Origin of the sequence: Mycobacterium marinum (assembly GCF_003391395.1) — a bacterium.
Lineage (GTDB): Bacteria > Actinomycetota > Actinomycetes > Mycobacteriales > Mycobacteriaceae > Mycobacterium > Mycobacterium marinum.
This window is the reverse complement of the sequence record NZ_CP024190.1, coordinates 969,858-989,014: the sequence shown is the minus strand read 5'-3', so window position 1 is coordinate 989,014 and position 19,157 is coordinate 969,858. Positions and strand designations below refer to the sequence as shown.

The 19,157-nt window shown below is 64.8% G+C and carries 13 protein-coding genes; 6 read left to right on the top strand and 7 right to left on the bottom strand.

Annotation, left to right across the window (positions count from 1 at the left end):
* The first annotated feature begins 101 nt into the window (after nucleotides 1-101).
* A complete protein-coding gene (locus CCUG20998_RS04080) occupies nucleotides 102-1,259 on the top strand; it encodes an enolase C-terminal domain-like protein (protein WP_036457252.1) in 1,158 nt (385 codons plus the stop codon).
* A 15-nt stretch (nucleotides 1,260-1,274) separates the two neighbouring features.
* Nucleotides 1,275-2,207 carry a ketopantoate reductase family protein gene (locus CCUG20998_RS04075; RefSeq protein ID WP_020731801.1) on the top strand — a complete coding sequence of 311 codons (933 nt, stop codon included), beginning with the start codon at nucleotides 1,275-1,277 and terminating at the stop codon, nucleotides 2,205-2,207.
* Nucleotides 2,208-2,213: 6 nt separating this feature from the next.
* On the opposite strand, the gene CCUG20998_RS04070 is transcribed toward CCUG20998_RS04075, so the two are convergent.
* From CCUG20998_RS04070 to CCUG20998_RS04055, 4 genes are all read right to left on the bottom strand, one after another.
* Nucleotides 2,214-3,539, bottom strand: coding sequence for an amino acid permease (locus CCUG20998_RS04070; RefSeq protein ID WP_020731800.1), 1,326 nt, complete (start codon nucleotides 3,537-3,539; stop codon nucleotides 2,214-2,216).
* Between the two features lie 170 nt (nucleotides 3,540-3,709).
* A complete protein-coding gene (locus tag CCUG20998_RS29415) occupies nucleotides 3,710-5,398 on the bottom strand; it encodes a glycine/sarcosine N-methyltransferase (RefSeq protein ID WP_036457250.1) in 1,689 nt (562 codons plus the stop codon).
* A 271-nt stretch (nucleotides 5,399-5,669) separates the two neighbouring features.
* Entirely contained in the window at nucleotides 5,670-8,387 is a 2,718-nt protein-coding gene (locus CCUG20998_RS04060) for a cation-transporting P-type ATPase (RefSeq protein ID WP_036457248.1), read from the bottom strand.
* Between the two features lie 121 nt (nucleotides 8,388-8,508).
* Nucleotides 8,509-9,372, bottom strand: a complete 864-nt coding sequence (locus CCUG20998_RS04055) for a universal stress protein (RefSeq protein WP_020731796.1) — start codon at nucleotides 9,370-9,372, stop codon at nucleotides 8,509-8,511.
* 224 nt (nucleotides 9,373-9,596) lie between these two features.
* Here CCUG20998_RS04055 and CCUG20998_RS04050 point away from each other — a divergent pair, with 224 nt between their 5' ends.
* Both CCUG20998_RS04050 and CCUG20998_RS04045 read left to right on the top strand, forming a co-directional pair.
* Nucleotides 9,597-10,469: an alpha/beta hydrolase gene (locus CCUG20998_RS04050; protein WP_020727513.1), complete on the top strand. Its 873-nt coding sequence runs from the start codon at nucleotides 9,597-9,599 to the stop codon at nucleotides 10,467-10,469.
* A 51-nt stretch (nucleotides 10,470-10,520) separates the two neighbouring features.
* Nucleotides 10,521-12,683: an acyltransferase family protein gene (locus CCUG20998_RS04045; RefSeq protein WP_038578825.1), complete on the top strand. Its 2,163-nt coding sequence runs from the start codon at nucleotides 10,521-10,523 to the stop codon at nucleotides 12,681-12,683.
* 297 nt (nucleotides 12,684-12,980) lie between these two features.
* On the opposite strand, the gene CCUG20998_RS04040 is transcribed toward CCUG20998_RS04045, so the two are convergent.
* Nucleotides 12,981-13,685 (bottom strand): Rv0518 family GDSL lipase, encoded by a 705-nt coding sequence (locus tag CCUG20998_RS04040; protein WP_369797338.1) that lies wholly within the window; start codon nucleotides 13,683-13,685, stop codon nucleotides 12,981-12,983.
* A 132-nt stretch (nucleotides 13,686-13,817) separates the two neighbouring features.
* Nucleotides 13,818-15,038: an acyltransferase family protein gene (locus tag CCUG20998_RS04035; protein WP_172607100.1), complete on the bottom strand. Its 1,221-nt coding sequence runs from the start codon at nucleotides 15,036-15,038 to the stop codon at nucleotides 13,818-13,820.
* A gap of 321 nt (nucleotides 15,039-15,359) precedes the next feature.
* Here CCUG20998_RS04035 and CCUG20998_RS04030 point away from each other — a divergent pair, with 321 nt between their 5' ends.
* Together CCUG20998_RS04030 and CCUG20998_RS04015 are read left to right on the top strand one after the other, a co-directional pair.
* On the top strand, nucleotides 15,360-15,809 hold the full coding sequence (locus tag CCUG20998_RS04030) for an STAS domain-containing protein (protein WP_020731792.1): 450 nt from the start codon (nucleotides 15,360-15,362) through the stop codon (nucleotides 15,807-15,809).
* A 1,044-nt stretch (nucleotides 15,810-16,853) separates the two neighbouring features.
* The gene (locus tag CCUG20998_RS04015) at nucleotides 16,854-18,266 is read left to right on the top strand and encodes a cytochrome P450 (RefSeq protein WP_081651145.1); all 1,413 of its coding nucleotides are present in this window, start codon (nucleotides 16,854-16,856) and stop codon (nucleotides 18,264-18,266) included.
* Between the two features lie 169 nt (nucleotides 18,267-18,435).
* Here the strand turns inward: CCUG20998_RS04015 and CCUG20998_RS28075 are convergent, their stop codons facing one another.
* Nucleotides 18,436-18,648: an MmpS family transport accessory protein gene (locus tag CCUG20998_RS28075; protein ID WP_231389847.1), complete on the bottom strand. Its 213-nt coding sequence runs from the start codon at nucleotides 18,646-18,648 to the stop codon at nucleotides 18,436-18,438.
* Nucleotides 18,649-19,157 lie beyond the last annotated feature (509 nt).

The window sequence follows — 19,157 nt, the reverse complement described above, 5'->3', positions numbered from 1 at the left end:
AGTTGGATGGTGACATGCAATTCCCCGAACGCCTCGCGCGATTCGACCCAGGGCAAATGAGAGCGCCGTGCTACTGACCCGGACTCCTTGAGACCCGGGTGATGAGGATCGTCGCGATCCTGGAGCGGCCGGTCCGGTTACTCGGTGGACCCGCCAACGCGGTCGTCAACTTCAGCCAGCACACGGTCTCGCTCGTCGCCGTGGTCAGCGACGTGATCCGGCACGGAAAACCGTTGACGGGGGTGGCTTTCAACTCGATTGGGCGATTCGCCCAAAGCGGGATCCTGCGCGACCGAATGATCCCCCGCGTGCTCGCGGCGCCCGAAGATGCACTGCTGGACCAGCGCGGACACCTCGACCCGGCCGCTGTGCTGCGGCATGCGCTTTGCGACGAGAAGCCCGGCGGACATGGGGACCGGGCCGGCGCGGCCGCCGCCGTGGAACTGGCGTGCTGGGATCTGGCCGCCAAGCTCAATGACGAGCCCGCATACGCGACCATCGCGCGCCACTTCGGACGGGATCCGGCCCCGCTGGTCTCGGTGTATGCCGCCGGCGGCTACTACTACCCGGGCGGCGGCCTGGACGCCCTGCGCGATGAGATGCGCCGCTATCTGGATCTGGGCTATGACGCGGTCAAGATGAAGATTGGCGGCGTGGCGCAGCGCGACGACCTGGCGCGCATCGAGGCGGTCATCGACGTCGTGGGCGCAGATCGGGTGGCGGTGGACGCGAACGGCAGGTTCGACCGGGCCGCCGCGACGCGCTGGGCCGCGACGTTGGCCCCTTACGGACTGCGCTGGTACGAAGAGCCCGGTGACCCATTGGATTTCGAGCTGAACCGTGCGGTGATCGGCTGCTACGCGGGCACCGTTGCCACCGGCGAAAACCTGTTCTCGGTACCCGACGTAACCAATCTGGTCCGCTATGGCGGCATGCGCGCGGGCCGTGACATCTTTCAGATGGACGCCGGCCTGAGCTACGGGTTGGGCGAGTACGTGCGGATGCTCGAGTTGATCGAGGCGCACGGGTTCGACCGCCGCTGCGCATACCCGCACGGCGGACACATGATTAACCTGCACATCGCCGCGGGCCTCGGATTGGGCGGATGCGAGTCCTATCCGGGGGTGTTCCAGCCCTTCGGCGGCTATTGCGATGGCTGCGTGTTGCGCGACGGGCAGATCGTGCCCACGGATGCGCCGGGGTTCGGGCTCGAACGCAAACCCGGCCTTGGCGAGCTGATCAGCGAACTGACGAGGTAGCCCCGGGAGAGTGCGTTGAAGATTGCGATAATCGGCTGCGGTGCAATGGGTTCCATCTACGCCGCCAGACTCGCCGGAGCGGGCAACGACGTCGCGGTGATCGACCGTCACCAACCCAACGTCGACCAGATCACCCGAACCGGTCTGCGAGTCAGCGGCCCCGGCACTGACCAGCTGGTGTCGCTGCGAGCAGCCACTACTGCGCCCACCGAGGTGATGGACCTGGTGGTGCTTGCCGTCAAGGCCGCGGACGTGGCGACGGGCGCACGGCAAGCGCTGTGCATGCTTGGCGCCGACACACCAGTGTTGACCATTCAAAACGGTCTCGGTTCGGCCGAGACGGTCGCCGACATCGTCGGCGAGCGGCGGGTCGCGGTTGGGATCGCAAGCGGATTCGGCGCGGCCCGGCTCGCGCCCGGGCACGTGCACCATAACGCGATGAAAGCGATGCGCTTCGGCGCCTATTCGTCGCTGCCGCACGAGACCGTCGAGCGCATTGCCCACGCCTGGACCGAGGCGGGCTTCGACGCCGCGGCCGTCACCGATATCGCCGCGATGCAGTGGGAAAAGCTGATCTGCAATGCCGCCTACAGCGCGCCATGCGCATTGACCGGGATGACCGTGGGCCAGGTGCTCGATGACGCGGAGATGGGCCCGGTCAGCCGTGCGGCGGCAAGGGAAGCGTGGGCAGTGGCGCGGGCATCAGGGATCGCGGTTGCCGTCACCGACCCCGTCGCACACGCGCGCGCCTTCGGCGCCGCAATGCCCAACGCAAAACCGTCGGCGCTGCTCGACCACGAGGCGCGCCGGGCCAGCGAGATAGACGTGATCAACGGCGCGGTCGGTCGCCACGGCGCCCGGGTCGGGGTGCCGACACCGGTGAACACGACACTGACCGCGTTGGTCAAGTCGATCGAACGGCAATGGAGCGCAGTGAATTCGGATTAGGGGTTGTCACACTTCGCTGGTTTGGCCCCGGGGCCGCATCCGGCTGTTGCGGTTGATCAGCCTGGTTACCCCGTAGATCCCGAGCACGGCAACCCAGGACAACATGCTGAGCCAGAACTGGCTGTGCGCGGCGTCGTCGAAAGCCATGCGGACGAGCACAACGACGATGCCGACCACCGTGAGAATCGGCAGCCAGGGGAAAAACCACATCCGCACCCGCAGCTTCTCCGGTGGGGTTCGGCCGCGCAAGACGATCTGGGAGAAAGCGATCAGCAGGTAGACGAAAAGCAGAACCGCACCAGACGAATTGAGCAGGAAGATGAATACCGTGGTGGGCGCGACCCAGGCCATGATCACGCACAAAAAGCCCACCGCCGACGAGGCCAGGATGGCCACGTAGGGCACCCCCCGACGGCTGACTTTCACCAGCGAGGCGGGCGCCTCCCGTCGCCCGGCAAGCACGAACATCATTCGCGACGCGGTGTAGAGGCCCGAGTTCAGACAGGACAGCACCGCGGTGACCACCACCGCGTTCATGATCTGGTCCGCGCCGGGAATCCCCATGCGCTGGAAGGCCGCAACATAGGGCGAGGCGCCGGGGTCGATCGTGTCCCACGGCAGAATCACGACGAGCAGAAAGACCGACCCGACGAAAAACACCGCAATGCGGGCCATCACCGTGCTCATCGCTCGCTGCACCGCATATTCCGGGTCAGGCGTTTCGGCGGCCGCGATGGTGATGATTTCGGTTCCGGTCATGGAGAAGATCGCGATCACAACGGTGGCGAAGACCGGCTCCACGCCCTTGGGGAAAAGTCCGCCGTGTGAGGTGAGGTTGCCGAAATCCATATGATGACCCGGCAGCAAACCAAAGGCGAACGCGGCGCCGAGGGCCAGGAACACCACGATGACCGCCACCTTGATGCCCGCAAACCAGAACTCGAACTCACCGAAGGACGACACCGAGAACAGGTTCGTCGCCGTCATCATGATCATCAGACACAACGAGAGCAGCCACAACGGCGCATGAATCCAGTACATCAGGACTTTTGCTCCGGCGACGGCCTCGAAGCCGACCACGATCACCCAGAAGTACCAGTACAGCCAGCCGACCGAGAACCCGGCCCAGCCGCCGAGGGCGTCGGCAGCAAAGTCGGCGAACGACCCGGTGGACGGATTGGCGGCGGCCATCTCGGCGAGCATCCGCATCACCAGAAGGATCAGCAGACCGCACAGCGCGTAGGTCAGGAAGGCGGCGGGACCGGTAGCGCGGATGACCACACCGGACCCGACGAAAAGGCCGGCCCCGATGACACCGCCGATCGCAATCATGTTGAGCTGACGCTGCGTTAACCCTTGCCGCAGTCCTAATCGGTTATCTATTGACGGCTGCCTTCCAGGAGGTCGGGGCGGTCCAGCCCGCGCATCGACCGATTGACTCACGAAACGGGCCACCCCGGCAAATCGGTGTGCGACCGAGTTGCCGGGGTGGCTCGGGTACGTCAGTCGGGCTTGCGGAAGTGCTGGATGCCCCAGGCCAGGTGCCCCTCACGCGCGGAGTCCACCCAGTTCCGCAGGCCGACCCGCATCTTGTCCAGGTACTCGGTGGACGAATGCTCATCGAGTTCACGACGGCGGGTCTCGAGTTCCTCGAGCACCCGCTGGTAGTGGACCCCCAGGTTGTGCACCAGGTCGATCTGATCAACCACTTCGAAACCCACCGCCAGCGCGGTTTCGCGATAAAAACGCATCGAGCCGAGGTCGGCCAGGTTCAGCCGGTCATACACCGGCGTCAGCACACCGTCGGGCACCTCGTCGGCCTGCATCGGATCGGTGAAGATCAACTCGCCACCGGCTTTGAGCACCCGGAACGCCTCCTCGATCACCTTTCGGCGGTCGGCGGCATGCAAGATGGCGTCCTGCGACCAGACGACGTCGTAGCTGCCGTCGGGCTCGGGAATCGCTTCAAAGCTGCCGTGCACCACCCGGATCTTGGCGTCCAGGCCCGCATTGCGGTTGCGCTCACGGTTCGTCTCGTTCTGCGCTTCGGAGATGTTCAGACAGGTCACCGAACTGCCGTAGTCGCTGGCGAGGTGCCGGGCGCAGCCGCCGTAGCCGGCACCCAGGTCCAAGACCCGGGTATCGCCGTCGAACCGGGTCAACTGGCGCACCATGCGGTCCACGGTCTCTCTCGCGGCCGCCCCGATATCGCGGGTGTCCTCGTAGCAGCCGACGTGAATGTCCTCGCCGCCCCAGATCATCGAGTAGAAGGCGTTGGCGTCATCGCTGTCGTAGTAGGCCTCGGGTTCGGCCCGGGTGCCGGTCAACGCCGCATCGATATCGGGCTCGGCCAGCGCCTCACTGGCCAACGACTTCTCCGCGACATGGATGAAGAAATCGGGTTCGGTCTCCTCGTAGGATTCCTGGAAATCCCCGTAGGTGCGCACCGTCGTAAAGCCCGCTTCGCGCATCAGGCGACGAACATAGGACTTCCGCAGCGGAAACATGTTCAGCGTGTATTCCGAGCCGTCCGGGAAATCGTACTTGAAACGAGCGAGGCCCTCATCGACATATTCCGGCTCCGCCGTCACCTGATCACCACAGTAGTAATATTTGTGCTTTGACTTGAACCCGTGATCGAGTATCTCATCATAATTTCGCTGGTCGAGGATGAGAATTCCATCATGGCGTAATGCCGCATAAAATTCGGCCAGGGCCCGACGACGATCGTGCTCGTCGTGCAGGTGAGTGAACGAGTTGCCAAGACAAATGATGGCGTCGTACTTGCCCTGGATGTCGCGGTTCAGCTCCCGCCAATCGGCTTGCACGGTTCGCAGGATGAGGCCCCGCTTGCGACCATTCTCAAATGCCTTGGCCAGCATCGCCGCCGAACCGTCGGCACTGGTCACATTGAATCCCGCCTCGGTGAGACGCACCGAGTGAAACCCGGTGCCCGTCGCGACGTCGAGAATGTTCTGCTTGTCACGGGCGCGCAGCACGTCGACAAAGAACCGCCCCTCGGACTCGGAGCGAGCATCCCAGTCGATCAGCTCGTCCCATTTCTCCACAAAACTCATCACGTATTCAGCGCGATAAAGTCCCGTTTCACGGTCGGACAACGGATCGTCGCCGTAGATTTGATCGTTCAATTGCAGTTCAGCGTTTTCTTGATGGATAGATAAACTAGTCATCTAGCCTTTCTTCTCCGCTAGCCCGCACGCAAATACCGCGACCCGATCGCGCGCGGTGTACTTGTGGCCATGGAATGCCTCGATACCCACCCACGGGCCCGGGGGCGAGTTCAATCCTGCGATGCATTCCGCCGAGCGAAAACGACGCCATCCCGACAGCACCTATGTGCCACTTCTGGGAAGCGGACCAAAAACCGCACCAGCCCATCGCTCCCGCACCGCACCGTTGAGTCTAGTGATATCCGTGAGCAACAGTGCACGTAGGTCAGAATTACCTGCGACGTGCTGGGGCTATCCTGCGCACCAACTTGTCGGCGGCCACAACCAAGCTGACCACGGTGGCGACGCCGAAGATGCGCAGCCATACCGGGGCGCCGATCGGCGCCGTCGCAAAGACCGCGTTCATCGCGGGAAGGTAGGTGATGGCAAGTTGGGCGATCGCTTGAGCAGCGACCCCAAAAATGATCCAGCGGTTGGACCAGAAGCCGATCCGCCAGGCCGAGCGGGTCAGCGACCGACAACTGAAGAGGTAGAACGCCTCAACGACAACAAAGAGGTTCAGCGCCGCGGTTCGGGCCGCTTCGACACTGGCGCCCTTGCCGACCTCCCATTCGAACAGCCACCAGGCTGAGGCCACGAGCAGCGTGGAGACCAGCAGAATGCGCCCCACCAGCGTGCGCGTCAACAACGGCTGGTCCGGGTCGCGCGGCGGACGGGACATGATGGCCGCCTCTTTGGGCTCGAATGCCAGCATCAGTCCGAGCGCGATCGCGGTGGTCATATTGATCCACAAGATCTGAGTCGGCAAGATCGGCAGGGCGGTGCCGAATGCGATGGCGGCCAGGATCACCAACCCTTCACCGATGTTGGTGGGCAGTGTCCAGGTGATGAACTTCGTCAGATTGTCGAATACCCCGCGTCCCTCTTCGACCGCAGCTTCGATGGTGGCGAAGTCGTCATCCGTCAGCACCATGTCAGCCGCGTCCTTGGCGACCTCGGTGCCGCTTCGGCCCATCGCGACACCAACGCTGGCCTGCCGCAGCGCCGGCGCATCGTTGACGCCGTCGCCGGTCATCGCGACCACGTGCCCTCTGGCCTGTAGGGCCTGGACCAGTCTCAGCTTCTGCTCGGGCGAGACCCGGGCGAACAGGATGGCCTGGTCCACGGCGTCGGAATAGTCTTCGGCGTCCAGCGCGGCGAGGTCAGGGCCGGTAAGAACGGCACCCGGGCCGGGTCCGCCATCGTCGAGCAACCCCACCTGCGCCGCGATCGCCGTGGCGGTGCCGGCGTGATCACCGGTGATCATCTTCACGTCGATGCCGGCGGTGTGACAGGCCGCCACCGCACGCCGCGCGGCCCCCCGGGGCGGATCGAGCATCGCGTGCAACCCGGTGAACGCCAGGTCGCCCGGCAGCGTGTCTTCGTTGAGCTCCAGGGGACTGCCGCCAACTCGCACCGCGGTGGCCAGGACCCGCAAACCTCGGGCGGTGAGCATTTCGGCAGCGTCCACGACCGCGCCAGGCTCCAGCGGGCGCAATGCGCCGTCGGCACCCATCTGCGAGCTGCACAGCTCGAGCACTCGCTCCACCGCGCCCTTGGCCAGCACCACACGATCGGCACCGTCGCGATGCAACGTGGCCATGTACTGGCGCTCGGAGCTGAACGGGATGGCCGCCTCTCGTGGCATTCCGGACGCGAGCCGCCCGAGGTCGAGCCCGGCCTTTGACGCAACGACGAGCATCGCCCCCTCAGTGGGATCGCCGACGATGTCCCAGCGCGCGTCGTCATGGGTGAGCGCGGCATCGTTGCAGCTCGCCCCGGCGATCAGGGACCAGCGCAACGCCGCGTTCGCGTCCATCGACATCGGTGCGCCATCGCAGTCCTGCAGAATGCCGTCGGGTGCGTAGCCGGTACCGGTCACCTCAACGACGTCGTCGGGGGTCCAGATCACCTGAACGGTCATCTGGTTTTCGGTCAGCGTTCCGGTCTTGTCGGTACAGATCACCGTGGTGCTGCCCAGCGTCTCCACCGTCGGCAGGCGCCGGACGACGGCGCGGCGCCTGGCCATGCGGGCCACCCCAATCGCCAAGGTGATCGTCACCGCGGCCGGCAGACCTTCGGGAATCGCACCGACCGCCAGCGCGATCGCGGCGGTAAAGGTCTCGACGGCGTCCTGCTGCCGAAGCAGCCCAACGGCGAAGGTGACCGCCGCCAGACCCAGGATGGCGATGGTCAGGACCTTGCTGAACCAGGCGAGTTTGGCGGTCAGCGGCGTCATGAGCGTTTCCGCGGCCCCGACGAGGCGATGAATTTCGCCCAGTTCCGTCTCGGCGCCGGTCGCGACCGCAATGCCCGCGCCCCGGCCCGCGGTAACCAAGGTGCCCGAATAGACCATGTTGAGTCGGTCCGCTACCGGAGTTGCCTCCGGCAGTACGGCCACGGATTTATGGACCGCCGCCGACTCCCCGGTCAGCGCCGACTCGTTGAGGTGCAGTTCCGTTGCTCGCACCAGTCGCAGATCGGCCGGCACCTTGTCGCCGCTCTCGAGCAGCACCAAATCTCCGGGAACGAGATCTTCGGAAGCCACGGTGTGCTCGTGGCCGTCCCGAATCACCGTGGCCTGGGTGCGCACCATGGACCGCAGCCCCTCCAGCGCCGACTCGGCCCTGGACTCCTGAATGAAACCCACGATTGCGTTGAGGACGACCACCCCGAAGATCACGGAGGAGTCGATGTACTCCTGCAAGCCCGCGGTGATCGCCCCGGCAACCAGCAGCACATAGATCAGCGGGTGGTGAAACTGCCGCAGAATGCGCAGCAGCAAGCCACCACGTTTGGCCAGCGGCAGGGCGTTGGGCCCGAATCGCTGCAGTCGCTCGGCCGCCTCGTCATCGGACAATCCGAGGTGCGGATCGGTCTCCAGCAACAGCACCACTTCGTGGGCCGGCAGACCGTGATGGGCCGCGGTGGCGGTCACCGATACCGACAATCACCTCACCTCGCCAGGAAACCGACACGTCATGGCTCCCACCCTGCCTGATCAAACCCGTGCGGGTCAGAGCCGGAAGTCACCCACCGCGCGGACCTAGGTCCAAGCGCCCCGGCCGCGCTCAGGAGTCCGCGGGAACCTGCCACCCGCTCGGCACCACCAGGACCGGCCGATGGGAGTGGTGCACGGTGCCCATTGCGACGCTGCCGAGCAACGTCTCGCGCGCGCCGGAATGTCCCCGCGAGCCGACCACCAGCAGGGCCGCGCCGTTGTCCTGGCCGGCCGCTACGAGCGCTTCGGAGACGGCTCGAGCGTGGAAACCCCGACCACGTTCGACACTCAGCTGCCGAAGCTCTCCCACGCCCGCCGCGGGCAGAGGCGCACTACCGTCGCCGACGAACACCAACACCACCTCCCGGTCCGGGCACAGGCGTCTGGCCGCCGCCAACGCCGTTTCCGAGCCGGCCGAGCCGTCCCATCCCACCACCATCGGCCCCTTCGGCAGGGCGTCGTATTCGGCAGCCAGCATCGGATTCGGCACCACGACCACCGGTCGCGGGCAGCGGTGCAGCACCATGTCAGCCACGCTGCCCAGTACCGCTTGCGTCCCGCCGAGCCCCCGGGTGCCGACGAGTACCAGGTCAGCCTGAACTTCGTCGGCCTCCTCGGCCATGCGCAGTCCTTCGGGCCCCCAAGTGCGCTTGAGCACCGGCTCGGCATCCCATCCGGCGGCACGGGCCAGGGTCGCGCCCATCGCGACCACTCGCCGGGCCTCGAGCTCCCCCTCGCGCTCCACCATCTCGACCAACTCGTTGGTGTTGCTGGCCATGGGCCGCAGACGCCGGCGCACCTTTTCGCTGGCGAACGGCGGAACCCAGAGATAGGTGATCCATCCGCGCGCTCCTGGGAACAACAACGCACCGGCTTCTATCGCCGTGCTCGCCCCCGGCGAGCCGTCGTATCCCACAACCGCGTTCACCGGCACGGTGCACCTCCTGGATAGGTCCCGGGCAACAAGGCCCGCCATCTCTGGTCACATCGCATTGCTCCACAACGGAATCTACGCGCCGCACTTTTCGGCAACATCGCTACACAACGGCTCGCTGTGGGTTAGCCGCGCTCACCGGGCACGCCGGGATGTCACGCGACAATTACGTTGCCCGGTTGTCCGGCGTGCCTCGGCCGGAAACCCGGTGTCGGCACGGCATCATGGCGCTCGTGGCTGACCTGACCCGCCGCGCGGTGCTGCGCATGGGAGCCGGCACCAGCGCAGGAGCCGCCGGGATGTGGGCGCTGAGCGCATGGCTGAATCCCCTCGAACCCAAGGCGGCCCCACCGCAGGCACCCGCTCCGTTTGAGCCCCCGGCGGCCGGGAGCAGCCTGCCGACCAGGTTGTCCGGCTCGTTCATCTCGGCTGCTCGCGGCGGCATCAAGACGAATTGGGTGATCGCCCTTCCGCCCGGCCAGACCGGCTTGCTGCGTCCGGTTATTGCCCTGCACGGCAAGGACGGCAACGCAGGCATGATGCTCGACCTCGGTGTCGAAGAAGGCCTCGCACAGCTGGTGAAGTCCGGCAAGCCGCCCTTCGCCGTGGTGGGCGTGGACGGCGGCAAGACCTCCTACTGGCACCGCAGGGCCTCCGGCGGGGACTCCGGCGCGATGGTGCTCGAGGAGCTGTTGCCGATGTTGGCCGCGATGGGGATGGACACCTCCCGGGTAGGTTTTCTGGGCTGGTCGATGGGCGGATACGGGGCGCTGCTGCTGGGGGCCCGGCTGGGCCCGGCACGGACCGCGGGGATCTGTGCGATAAGCCCGGCCCTGTTCAGCTCCTTCACCGGCAGCGCACCGGGAGCCTTCGACAGCTACGACGATTGGATGGCGCACCGCGTGGTGGGTCTGCCGGCGCTCAACCAGATTCCACTGCGCGTGGATTGCGGCACCAGCGACCGCTTTTACTTCGCCACCCGCCAATTCGTGAACCAGCTGAAGAATCCACCGGCGGGCAGTTTCTCCCCCGGCGGGCATGACGCGGAGTACTGGCGCGAGCACCTTCCCGGTGAACTCGCCTGGATGGCGTCCTAGCCATGCGTGCGGCCCCCACGAACCGACCAAATTGATGACAAGACGACGTTGATGACAATCCGGCAGGATCGGTCCGCCAGCCAGCTCCGCGCAGCGCAGCGGCCCGGTCCGCGAATCGCGTTTCGCCCCGACATCGAGGGCCTGCGCGCGATCGCGGTGGTGGCGGTTGTCCTGTACCACGCGGGTATTCCGGGGATCTCCGGCGGCTATATCGGCGTGGACGTGTTCTTCGTCATCTCCGGTTTCCTGATCACCGGGCTGCTTTGGCGCGAAGTGACCACCACGAATACGGTCGCGCTGGGCCGCTTCTATGGTGCGCGCGCTCGCCGGCTGCTGCCGGCCGCGGCAACCGTGGGCGTCGCCACGGCGATCGTCTCAGCCATTGTGCTGCCGCCGCTACAAGCACGGCGGGTCTTCGTGGACGGCATCGCCAGCGCCCTCTACGTCGGCAACTACCGGTTCGCCGTGCAAGGCACCGACTACATGGCCTCCGATCTGCCGCCGTCGCCGTTCCAGCACTACTGGTCGCTCGGGGTGGAGGAACAGTTCTATCTGGTCTGGCCGGCGCTGATCATCGCAACCGCGTGGTTGCTACGACGTATCGGGAAGAACAACCGCGGCGCCACCCCGTACGCGGTGGTCCTGGTGCTGGTGACGGCGGCATCGCTGGCAGCCGCGGCAATCTGGACCCGCACCTCGCCGCCATGGGCGTTCTTCTCGCTGCCGACCCGGGCCTGGGAGCTGGCCGTCGGTGGCCTGGTTGCCCTCACAATGCAGCAGTGGCGCCGGCTTCCGTTGGTCCCGGCGACCATCGTCGGATGGGGCGGTTTGGCGCTGCTGCTACTCACCTGCACCCAACTGGGCCCGAACACCCCGTATCCCGGCACGGCGGCGCTGCTGCCGGTACTGGGCACCGCACTGGTGATCGGCAGTGGCTGCGTCACCGGTGCCATGGGGGTCGGCCGGGTGCTGTGCCGGCCCGTCATGCGCGCCATCGGCCGGGTGTCCTACTCGTGGTACCTCTGGCACTGGCCGGTGCTGCTGCTCCTGCCGCCGCTGCTCGGCGACCCCGCGGGCCTGCCGGCCCGGCTGGCCGCTACGACCGTCTCCGCCGGCCTGGCGGTGATCACGATGTATCTGGTCGAGAATCCAGGCCGGTTCACCGCGGCATTGCGATCGGTCCGAGCCAGCCTGACACTGGCGGCGGCGGCCACCGCGGCCGCGGCGTGCGCGTGCGCGCTGCTGCTCACCGCCATACCGGTACCGGTCGGCCATGGAACCGCGGCCCCGGAAGCCAAGATCATTGCGCTGCCCCCGGCCGCGCTACCCCCGCAAGCACTCAGCCCACAGGAGGCGGCGGTCCAGCAGGCGTTCGCCGCGGTGCGCGCGGCGGTCGCGGCCTCCGCCGGCCTGGGCGCGGTCCCGTCCAATCTGAATCCACCGCTGGCCGCCGCGCCCGGCGACAAGGCGGCGGTGTTCGTCAACGGGTGCCTGCGCTCCTGGCGCGACCTCGGTCAAAGCGAGTGCGCAACGGCCGACACCGGCTCGCCGACAACGGTGACCCTGGTCGGCGACTCGCACGCCGCGATGTGGGACCCGGCGCTGCAATTGGTTGCCGAACAGCGCCACTGGCGCCTTGAAACGCTGGCCAAAGTGACCTGCCCGATGCAGGATCTACCAATCCTCAGCCCGTATCTGGGCCGCGAGTACACCGAGTGTGAACAGTGGCGCGGCGAGATCATGGGGCGGCTACAGAGCGAACGGCCACGGTTGGTGGTGCTGAGCATGAGCCGGCGCTATCAACCGGACTTCAGCTTCGCCTCGTATGACCCCGCATGGATCGACACCTTGAACCGGACCGTGGCGCAGCTGCGTCGCAATGGTTCGAGCGTCCTGGTCCTGGGGCCCGTCGCGGATCCGCAGTCGTCGGTGCCCACCTGCCTTTCCGCCCATCTCGACGACGCCGGCGCATGCGCACCGTCGCGCTCCGCTGCTACCAACGCCGGCGGCGTCGCCGCCGAACAGACTGCCACCGAAGCCGGCGGGGGCCACTACGCGGACCTGACCGACCTGTTCTGCACCCTGGATCGCTGCCCCACGATCATCGGAAACACCCTGGTGTTCCGCGACGACAATCACCTGACGACCGAATACGCGCAGTTGCTGGCACCCGTCATCGGCGCGCTCGCCGATCGTGCCCTAGCCGCGGGCTGACCCGGGCGATTGCCGGTCATCACGGCCAAATTCCTCGGCGAGTTTTCTGGCGAATGAACCACGCGGGGGCGCCGAACGTGCTAGGAATAAAAGAGCTTTGGAGGTTCAGATATGAGTCCGATGCTGTTGGTATTCGCCACGGTCGTCACGCCGCTCGCGGGACTCGGCCTCATGCAATTGCAAGCGCGCCTTGAGCGTTGGGACTACGAACGGCACGCCGAAGACTGAGAAGTCAGCCGCATGCTCGCTAAACACCCAGCGCAACTTCGCGTTTGGAGCTAATCAAGTTACCTGGAATTAACCGGCCAGCCGCGCGCCGATCAGCGGCGCAATCTTATCCGCCAAATATGCATGTCCGGCGTCGTTGGGGTGCACACCGTCCGCGCCGATCAGGTCGGGGCGGTCAAAGAACCAGCCTTCGGCGATCGGATCGACGAACTCGGCTTGTGCGAACCCGGCGGCCGCGCGGACGACGTCGCGAATCTGCAACACCGGAATGGGTACGTCAGGGGTCGGCCATGGCGGTCCGATCACCAGTAGCCGCGCCGAGGGCGCGACGCGGTGCGCCAGGTCGAATGCATTGCGCGCCCGGTCGCCGAGCAGCCCTAGGTCCACCCCTTGGTCGTTGCGCGAGCCGAAGAACACGACCAGTGCATCGTCGGGTTTGACCGCACCGGCGGTCAGATCCTCGAACACACTGCCGTGGTCGCCGGGCATGCCGTAACCGGCCCTGCCCTCCGCGGCGACGTCGGCGTTGATCCGCATGCCTCGCTGGGCCAGCTCCCGCCAGGCAAGAGAAGTCCACGCATTCGGTCCCCGGCCGCCCTCATCGGTGCCGGTGGTGTAGGAATCACCGATCACCGCGATATGGCTGAGCCGATAGTCCACGGTCAGGGCGTCGTATGCCCGCGCCCGCGCCGGGTGCAGCGGGCGCAGCGGAAATCCAACGACCACACCGACGAGCAGGGTGAGACCGATCACGACCATGACCAGACGACTCACCACCACCTCCACCACAGACCGAATCATTGTGTGCCGCACGCAAATCAAATCATACGGGGAACCCGTCGCTACCTCGCAAATGACGCATCCCACGTGTCACGCCCGATGAATCACGGCCAAGCGCGCCACTGTTCAAACCGCGCGAGCCGAAAACCCTTCCAGCGCACCATCGGCCTGATTGCGCTTACCGTTCACCGGCTCGCTGGGCTCGATTCTGGCCGTCACGGCTCTGACATCGACCATCCTACGCATCCAGCGCCGGGCCGGCTCTTCGATGAAGTGGTACAGCAGTACCGAGGCCGCCACGGCGATCACGAGCAGGCCGATGACATTCCATTTCCACGGATTGTCCTGCGGCGTGAGCTCGAATTGCAGCACCGCCCAACCCCATGCCGTGTGCACCAGCTCGTGAACCATGTACAAGCAGAACGAGATCTCACCGCCGTAAACCATGACCCGAGTCGACAGCAACCTCGGCAGACTACCCACGCCGACCGCGAGGGTGACTATCAACGGCACAAACAGCACGTCGACCACCCCGCCGCTGTCCACGACTCCGCTTATCGGGTGCGCGTCAACCAGGTAGAGGATGCCCACGATGGCAGCGATCAGCAGGACCGACAGGTAGCCGGAGGCCCGCCGGGCCCGGTCGGTCAGCCGCAATCGGCGCACGGCGGCGGCGGCCAGCGCACCCGCAACGAATTGGGTGACAATTCGGGGCAACCAGCTCCAGGGCGTGTAGAACTGGCCGCTGGCCAGCAACAGGATCACCGGGGGCAACGACGCCGCGAACGCCAACCACATCAGGTTGCGCGCCCGGGTGGCATGCGTCATCCGGAAGATGACCAGAACTAGTGCGCCGAACAGCAGGTAGGCCAGCCATTCCGCGCTGATCGACCAGGCCGGCCCATCCCAGCTGGAGTCGTCGAAGAAGGGCTGAAACCACAATTGCACCATCAGCACCTGGCGTATGTAGCTGACCGCGGTGAGCTGACCGACCTCGGGCAGCGGCACATGCCCCACGTGCAGGGTCATGATCACCATCAGCGCGGCAAGGTGCATGGTGACCAGGTACACCGGCCACACCCTGGCCAGCCGCAGCCACAGAAAGTGCAGGGTCGCCCGCGTCGACCACGAATGGCCCATGCGATCGAGATAGTTCCAGGTCAGCACGAACCCACTGAGGATGAAGAACAGGTCGACGCCCTGTGCGCCGCAGTTGAGCACCGGAGCGAGGTTCTCCCGAAAATCCGGCGATGCATCGGCCAGCATGGGGCGGAAGTGAAACAGCACCACCCACACCGCGGCGACGATGCGGAGTCCCGTCAGGGCTTTGATCTCACCCTGAAGCATTGGGCTGCGCACGATGGTCTTTCCGCGCTCTTTCCATCTAGAAATCCGCTGTCTGGTTCGCCTGCTAGTGCGGCTGACCCGGGGATCCAGCCACCTCACGAGCCCCCCGACGGGCAATCGGCAGCCTAGCAGCTCCGCTCGCCCGAAATGCCGCACGAAGCCTGTGCACCGGTTGGGAAGCGCGCGGCGGGTCGCCGGCCTCACATCTTTAGCAAAGAGTTAGACGCAACTGTTGGTCTCCTTAGTTTTGACGTGCAGCGTTGGGAGACAGAATTTGGTCGGGTCCGAGCTACGCAACGCCAACGGGAATGGGGGCCGCTGATGGGTATCGCGATCACCGCGTCGAGCTTCGCCGATCGACAGAAAGATGGCACCTTCGAGTGCAGCGGCGCGGTGGTCCGCGCGCACTGCCGCCACCTGGCCACCATCGTGACCATCCGGGGCGAGATCGATGCCGTCAATGTCGATCAGGTCACCAAGCGCATCCAGCACTTCATCCACGGGACGAACCCGGTGGTACTCGATGTCGGCGACGTCAGTCACTTTTCTCCGGCCGGGATCTCGCTGCTGGCCGCCATCGATGAGGAGTGCCACGCCGCGGGAACGGAATGGACCTTGGTCGCAGGCCCGGCCGTGGTTGAGCTACTGGGTGAGGACATGGCAACGATGTTTCCGGTCGCACATTCGGTGCACGAGGCGCTGCGCAACCTGGCTGAGGCCAACAGCAGTCGCCGTCAGCTGATGTTGTCGCTGGTCCGCAAAACCGCTTAGCGCGCGAGATCCGAGCTGTTGTCGGCAGGCGCGCTGGGCGATTGTCGCGCCCGCCGCAACCGGCAGACTCCCACGACCGCGAGCACCCCCGTAAAGGTCGCCAGGGTCAGGGTCAGCACCCATTTGCTGTGGGTGATAGATCACCGACGCCGTGACGGATTGACCTGCGGTAACGGGCGCGCCGGCCACCGTTGAGGTGGCCTGTCCTTGATTTGGCTCACGATTGGCGGTTCGCGCTAGCTGTGGCGCCTTGAACTTTGGGAATGGTTTAGCCGAGGCTTGCGCACTAATACGGCGCCTCGCCGGCGGATTCCGAGCCGCTGCCGATCACGTCCTCGCAGATGACGCATCCGTGGAACGGCCTGTCTGCGACGAGCCCGGTGTCCGTCGTGCCGGGTTGGAACCCGCACGGTCAAGACCAAAATCCGCGCTGACGAGGCGCACTAAAGTGAGCCAACTCGGGGCAACAGCTACACCGCATCGTTGCATCTGGCCCTCGCGACGCCGCTAGGGACCTGTCACAACAGCAAATTGCGATGCTAAGTTACGGATCAGGTTGTCTAGCAGAACTATTCGCAAGACCCGACACTCCCGGCCATCAGCAACATCGCCCCACCGACCAGCACCGTGCAGCACGGGCAACGCGAATCCCGCTGAGCTATACGCACTATCGCAGACCGCGCAACCTCACGCTACCCACCAACGGCAACCACCACAGCCTCCCGACGAAACCTCCCGCCCGTTCCGATCAACAGCGATCTCCGAACACGAACGCATGTACGGCGCAGCCTGACGTGAGCAGATCGTCGATATCGCGGCCCGGCAGGGACGGTCGGGGAAGAAACCAACGCGACCATGCTGGGTCATCCAGATTCATTGAGAATCCATTGAGGCCAAAGCTCTTTGATTGGTGTCGAAATCTCAGCAGCCTCTCGCCCTGTCGGCAGTACAGCGACCGAAAGGCTTCGGGCTGGCCAAATGGAGTTCAGTGCCTTTGATCGAACTCAACGTCCGACGAGATATTTGGTTGAAAGGGTTGTCTTGGTGGCTGTTTCGCCCGATGTCCGTTCTTTGCCCTTGGCGCCGAGAAACCCACTGCCTTACTGGCAACAGCTGAAGGCGCTCAAGACGCTTCATGTTGGCAGTGAGGCCCTGCGTGACGCGGGTGGGTCGGTGACTCGTATCTGGTTGGGCCCCAAACGGCTCGTACCACCAATGGTCATGGTCACTTCACCCCAAGGGGCTCGCGACGTCTTGGGGCGCTCAGGTGCGTTGTCGGACCGAGGAACGCTGCCACTCCTGAAGGATCTGCGTCGCGCCATCGGCGAGAGCATGCTGAACCTCCCGCACGACACCTGGCTTCCACGAAGGCGCACACTGCAGCCGATATTCACCAAGCAGCGCGTCGCCGGATTTGCTGGACACATGTCCGAGGCAGCCAATCACATACTCCTGGGATGGCCTGACGGCGCGGAGGTCGATCTGAACGCGGCTTCTCACGCGCTGGTTCTTCGCGTGGTGGGGCACTCGGTTTTTGGGCTGGACCTACAGGACAAGGCTGACGTGATAACCACTGGCGTGACATTGGCGGCGAAATGGGCGGCTGATCGTTCCGCACGACCTGTGCGCGCGCCGCACTGGCTACCGACCCCAGCGCGACGAAGGGCTCGGGGCGCCTACGACGCTATGTACAAGATCGCGGCCGACATGCTGGCGGCGTGCCGGGCTGATCCGAGTCGAGAAGCGCCGCTGATTAGGGCCCTGATTGATGCGACTGACCCCAACACCGGAGAGTCCTTGTCTGACCAGCAGATCTGTGACGAGATGGTCTATTTCATGATCCTCGGCGAAGACACCACCTCGACGGTGCTGACCTACGCACTGTGGGCGCTAGGGCGACATTCCCAGCTACAGGATCGAGTCGCCGCTGAGGCCGCTGAGCTGGGCGATCGTCCGTTAACGCCTGCCGATGTCCCTCGCCTCGGATACACGATCCAAGTGCTGCAAGAAGCTATGCGGCTGTGCCCGCCGGGCCCCACGGTGGCGCGAAGAGCCATGCAAGATATCGAGGTCGATGGGTATCGCGTGCAAGCTGGCACCTACTGTCTTGTCGGTGTGTACGCCATGCACCGCGACCCCGCACTCTGGGACGATCCGCTAGCGTTCGATCCCGATCGGTTCGCTCCGAAGAAATCCAAAGGCCGCGACCGCTGGCAGTATCTGCCATTCGGAGGCGGCGGGCGTTCCTGCCTCGGGGATCATTTCGCCATGCTCGAAGCGAGCCTAGCGCTAGCCACGATCATCCGCGAGGCTGAAATCCACTCACTCGATGAGGATTTCCCCGTTGCCATTCCACTACCCATCGTCCCTGCCGGACCTATCCGTGCCCGGGTAAACCAACGCAGGCCAAGCCAAGAGGTGTGTACGACGACGTTGTCTGATTCTTCAGCATCGTGATTTTGCCAGGATCGTGGATCGACTCGCTGCGGTGTCTGGGGACTGATTTTTGCCGCGCTTCGCGTCGTAGGCAGCGTGCATCTGCTGGCCTACCCGGCTTCTCCTGCGATTTTGGCCTAGCCCCTCCACCGGACAAAAGGTCTGCGCATTCACACCGTTCGAAGTACGTTCACCCCTTAACCTCGCCATCAACGCTAATACGACCACGTATCGTCGAACCATCACCCTGGGCTACCAATATCGGGGCGACCGATGCTGCTGTCAACCTGACAGTGATAGGCCACGGCAATTCCATTTTGTTGAGGTCACGCGGTATGACTTCCGGGTCGAGGTGGTCAATATCCGCATAGGTTCCAGAATCAAACACCTCATAGGTCACCATTTTCGGGTTGCATCCGCGCTACCACCAGTGCCGAACTGACAATCACCAAGACAGCGATAATGGGGATCTACCGCCGCCCCAACACCGAAACTATATTATGCCTAGGGATAAGCAGACTGTCATTGATCAGATTGCCTCGATCATACGAAGCATGCCAGAGGCTAACTACACCTATGCGCCCTGGCAACAAATTGTATGCAACCTAGTATTTTTTCAAAACCAATCTCAGTTCCGCCCGTAGTTGCGCTGCCCGCCGAACTATCAGAGGCACATCTTCGGGGCACGGACCGGAGGCTCTGTGGACCACAGAGCAGCGGAAAATCCCCGAGTTTGGAAAGCCCATTCAACCCATCCCCGGTGGGCACCTCTCCGCGTGACCACAACCAGTGGTGACGCAACCCAAACCGTGCGACGGGTGCACCCAGGCACGGAATTTCAGCATAAATTTGCTGTTCAGGGCGCCCTTTGACATCACACCGGAGCCGGCAGACGGAGCAACGCAACCACCG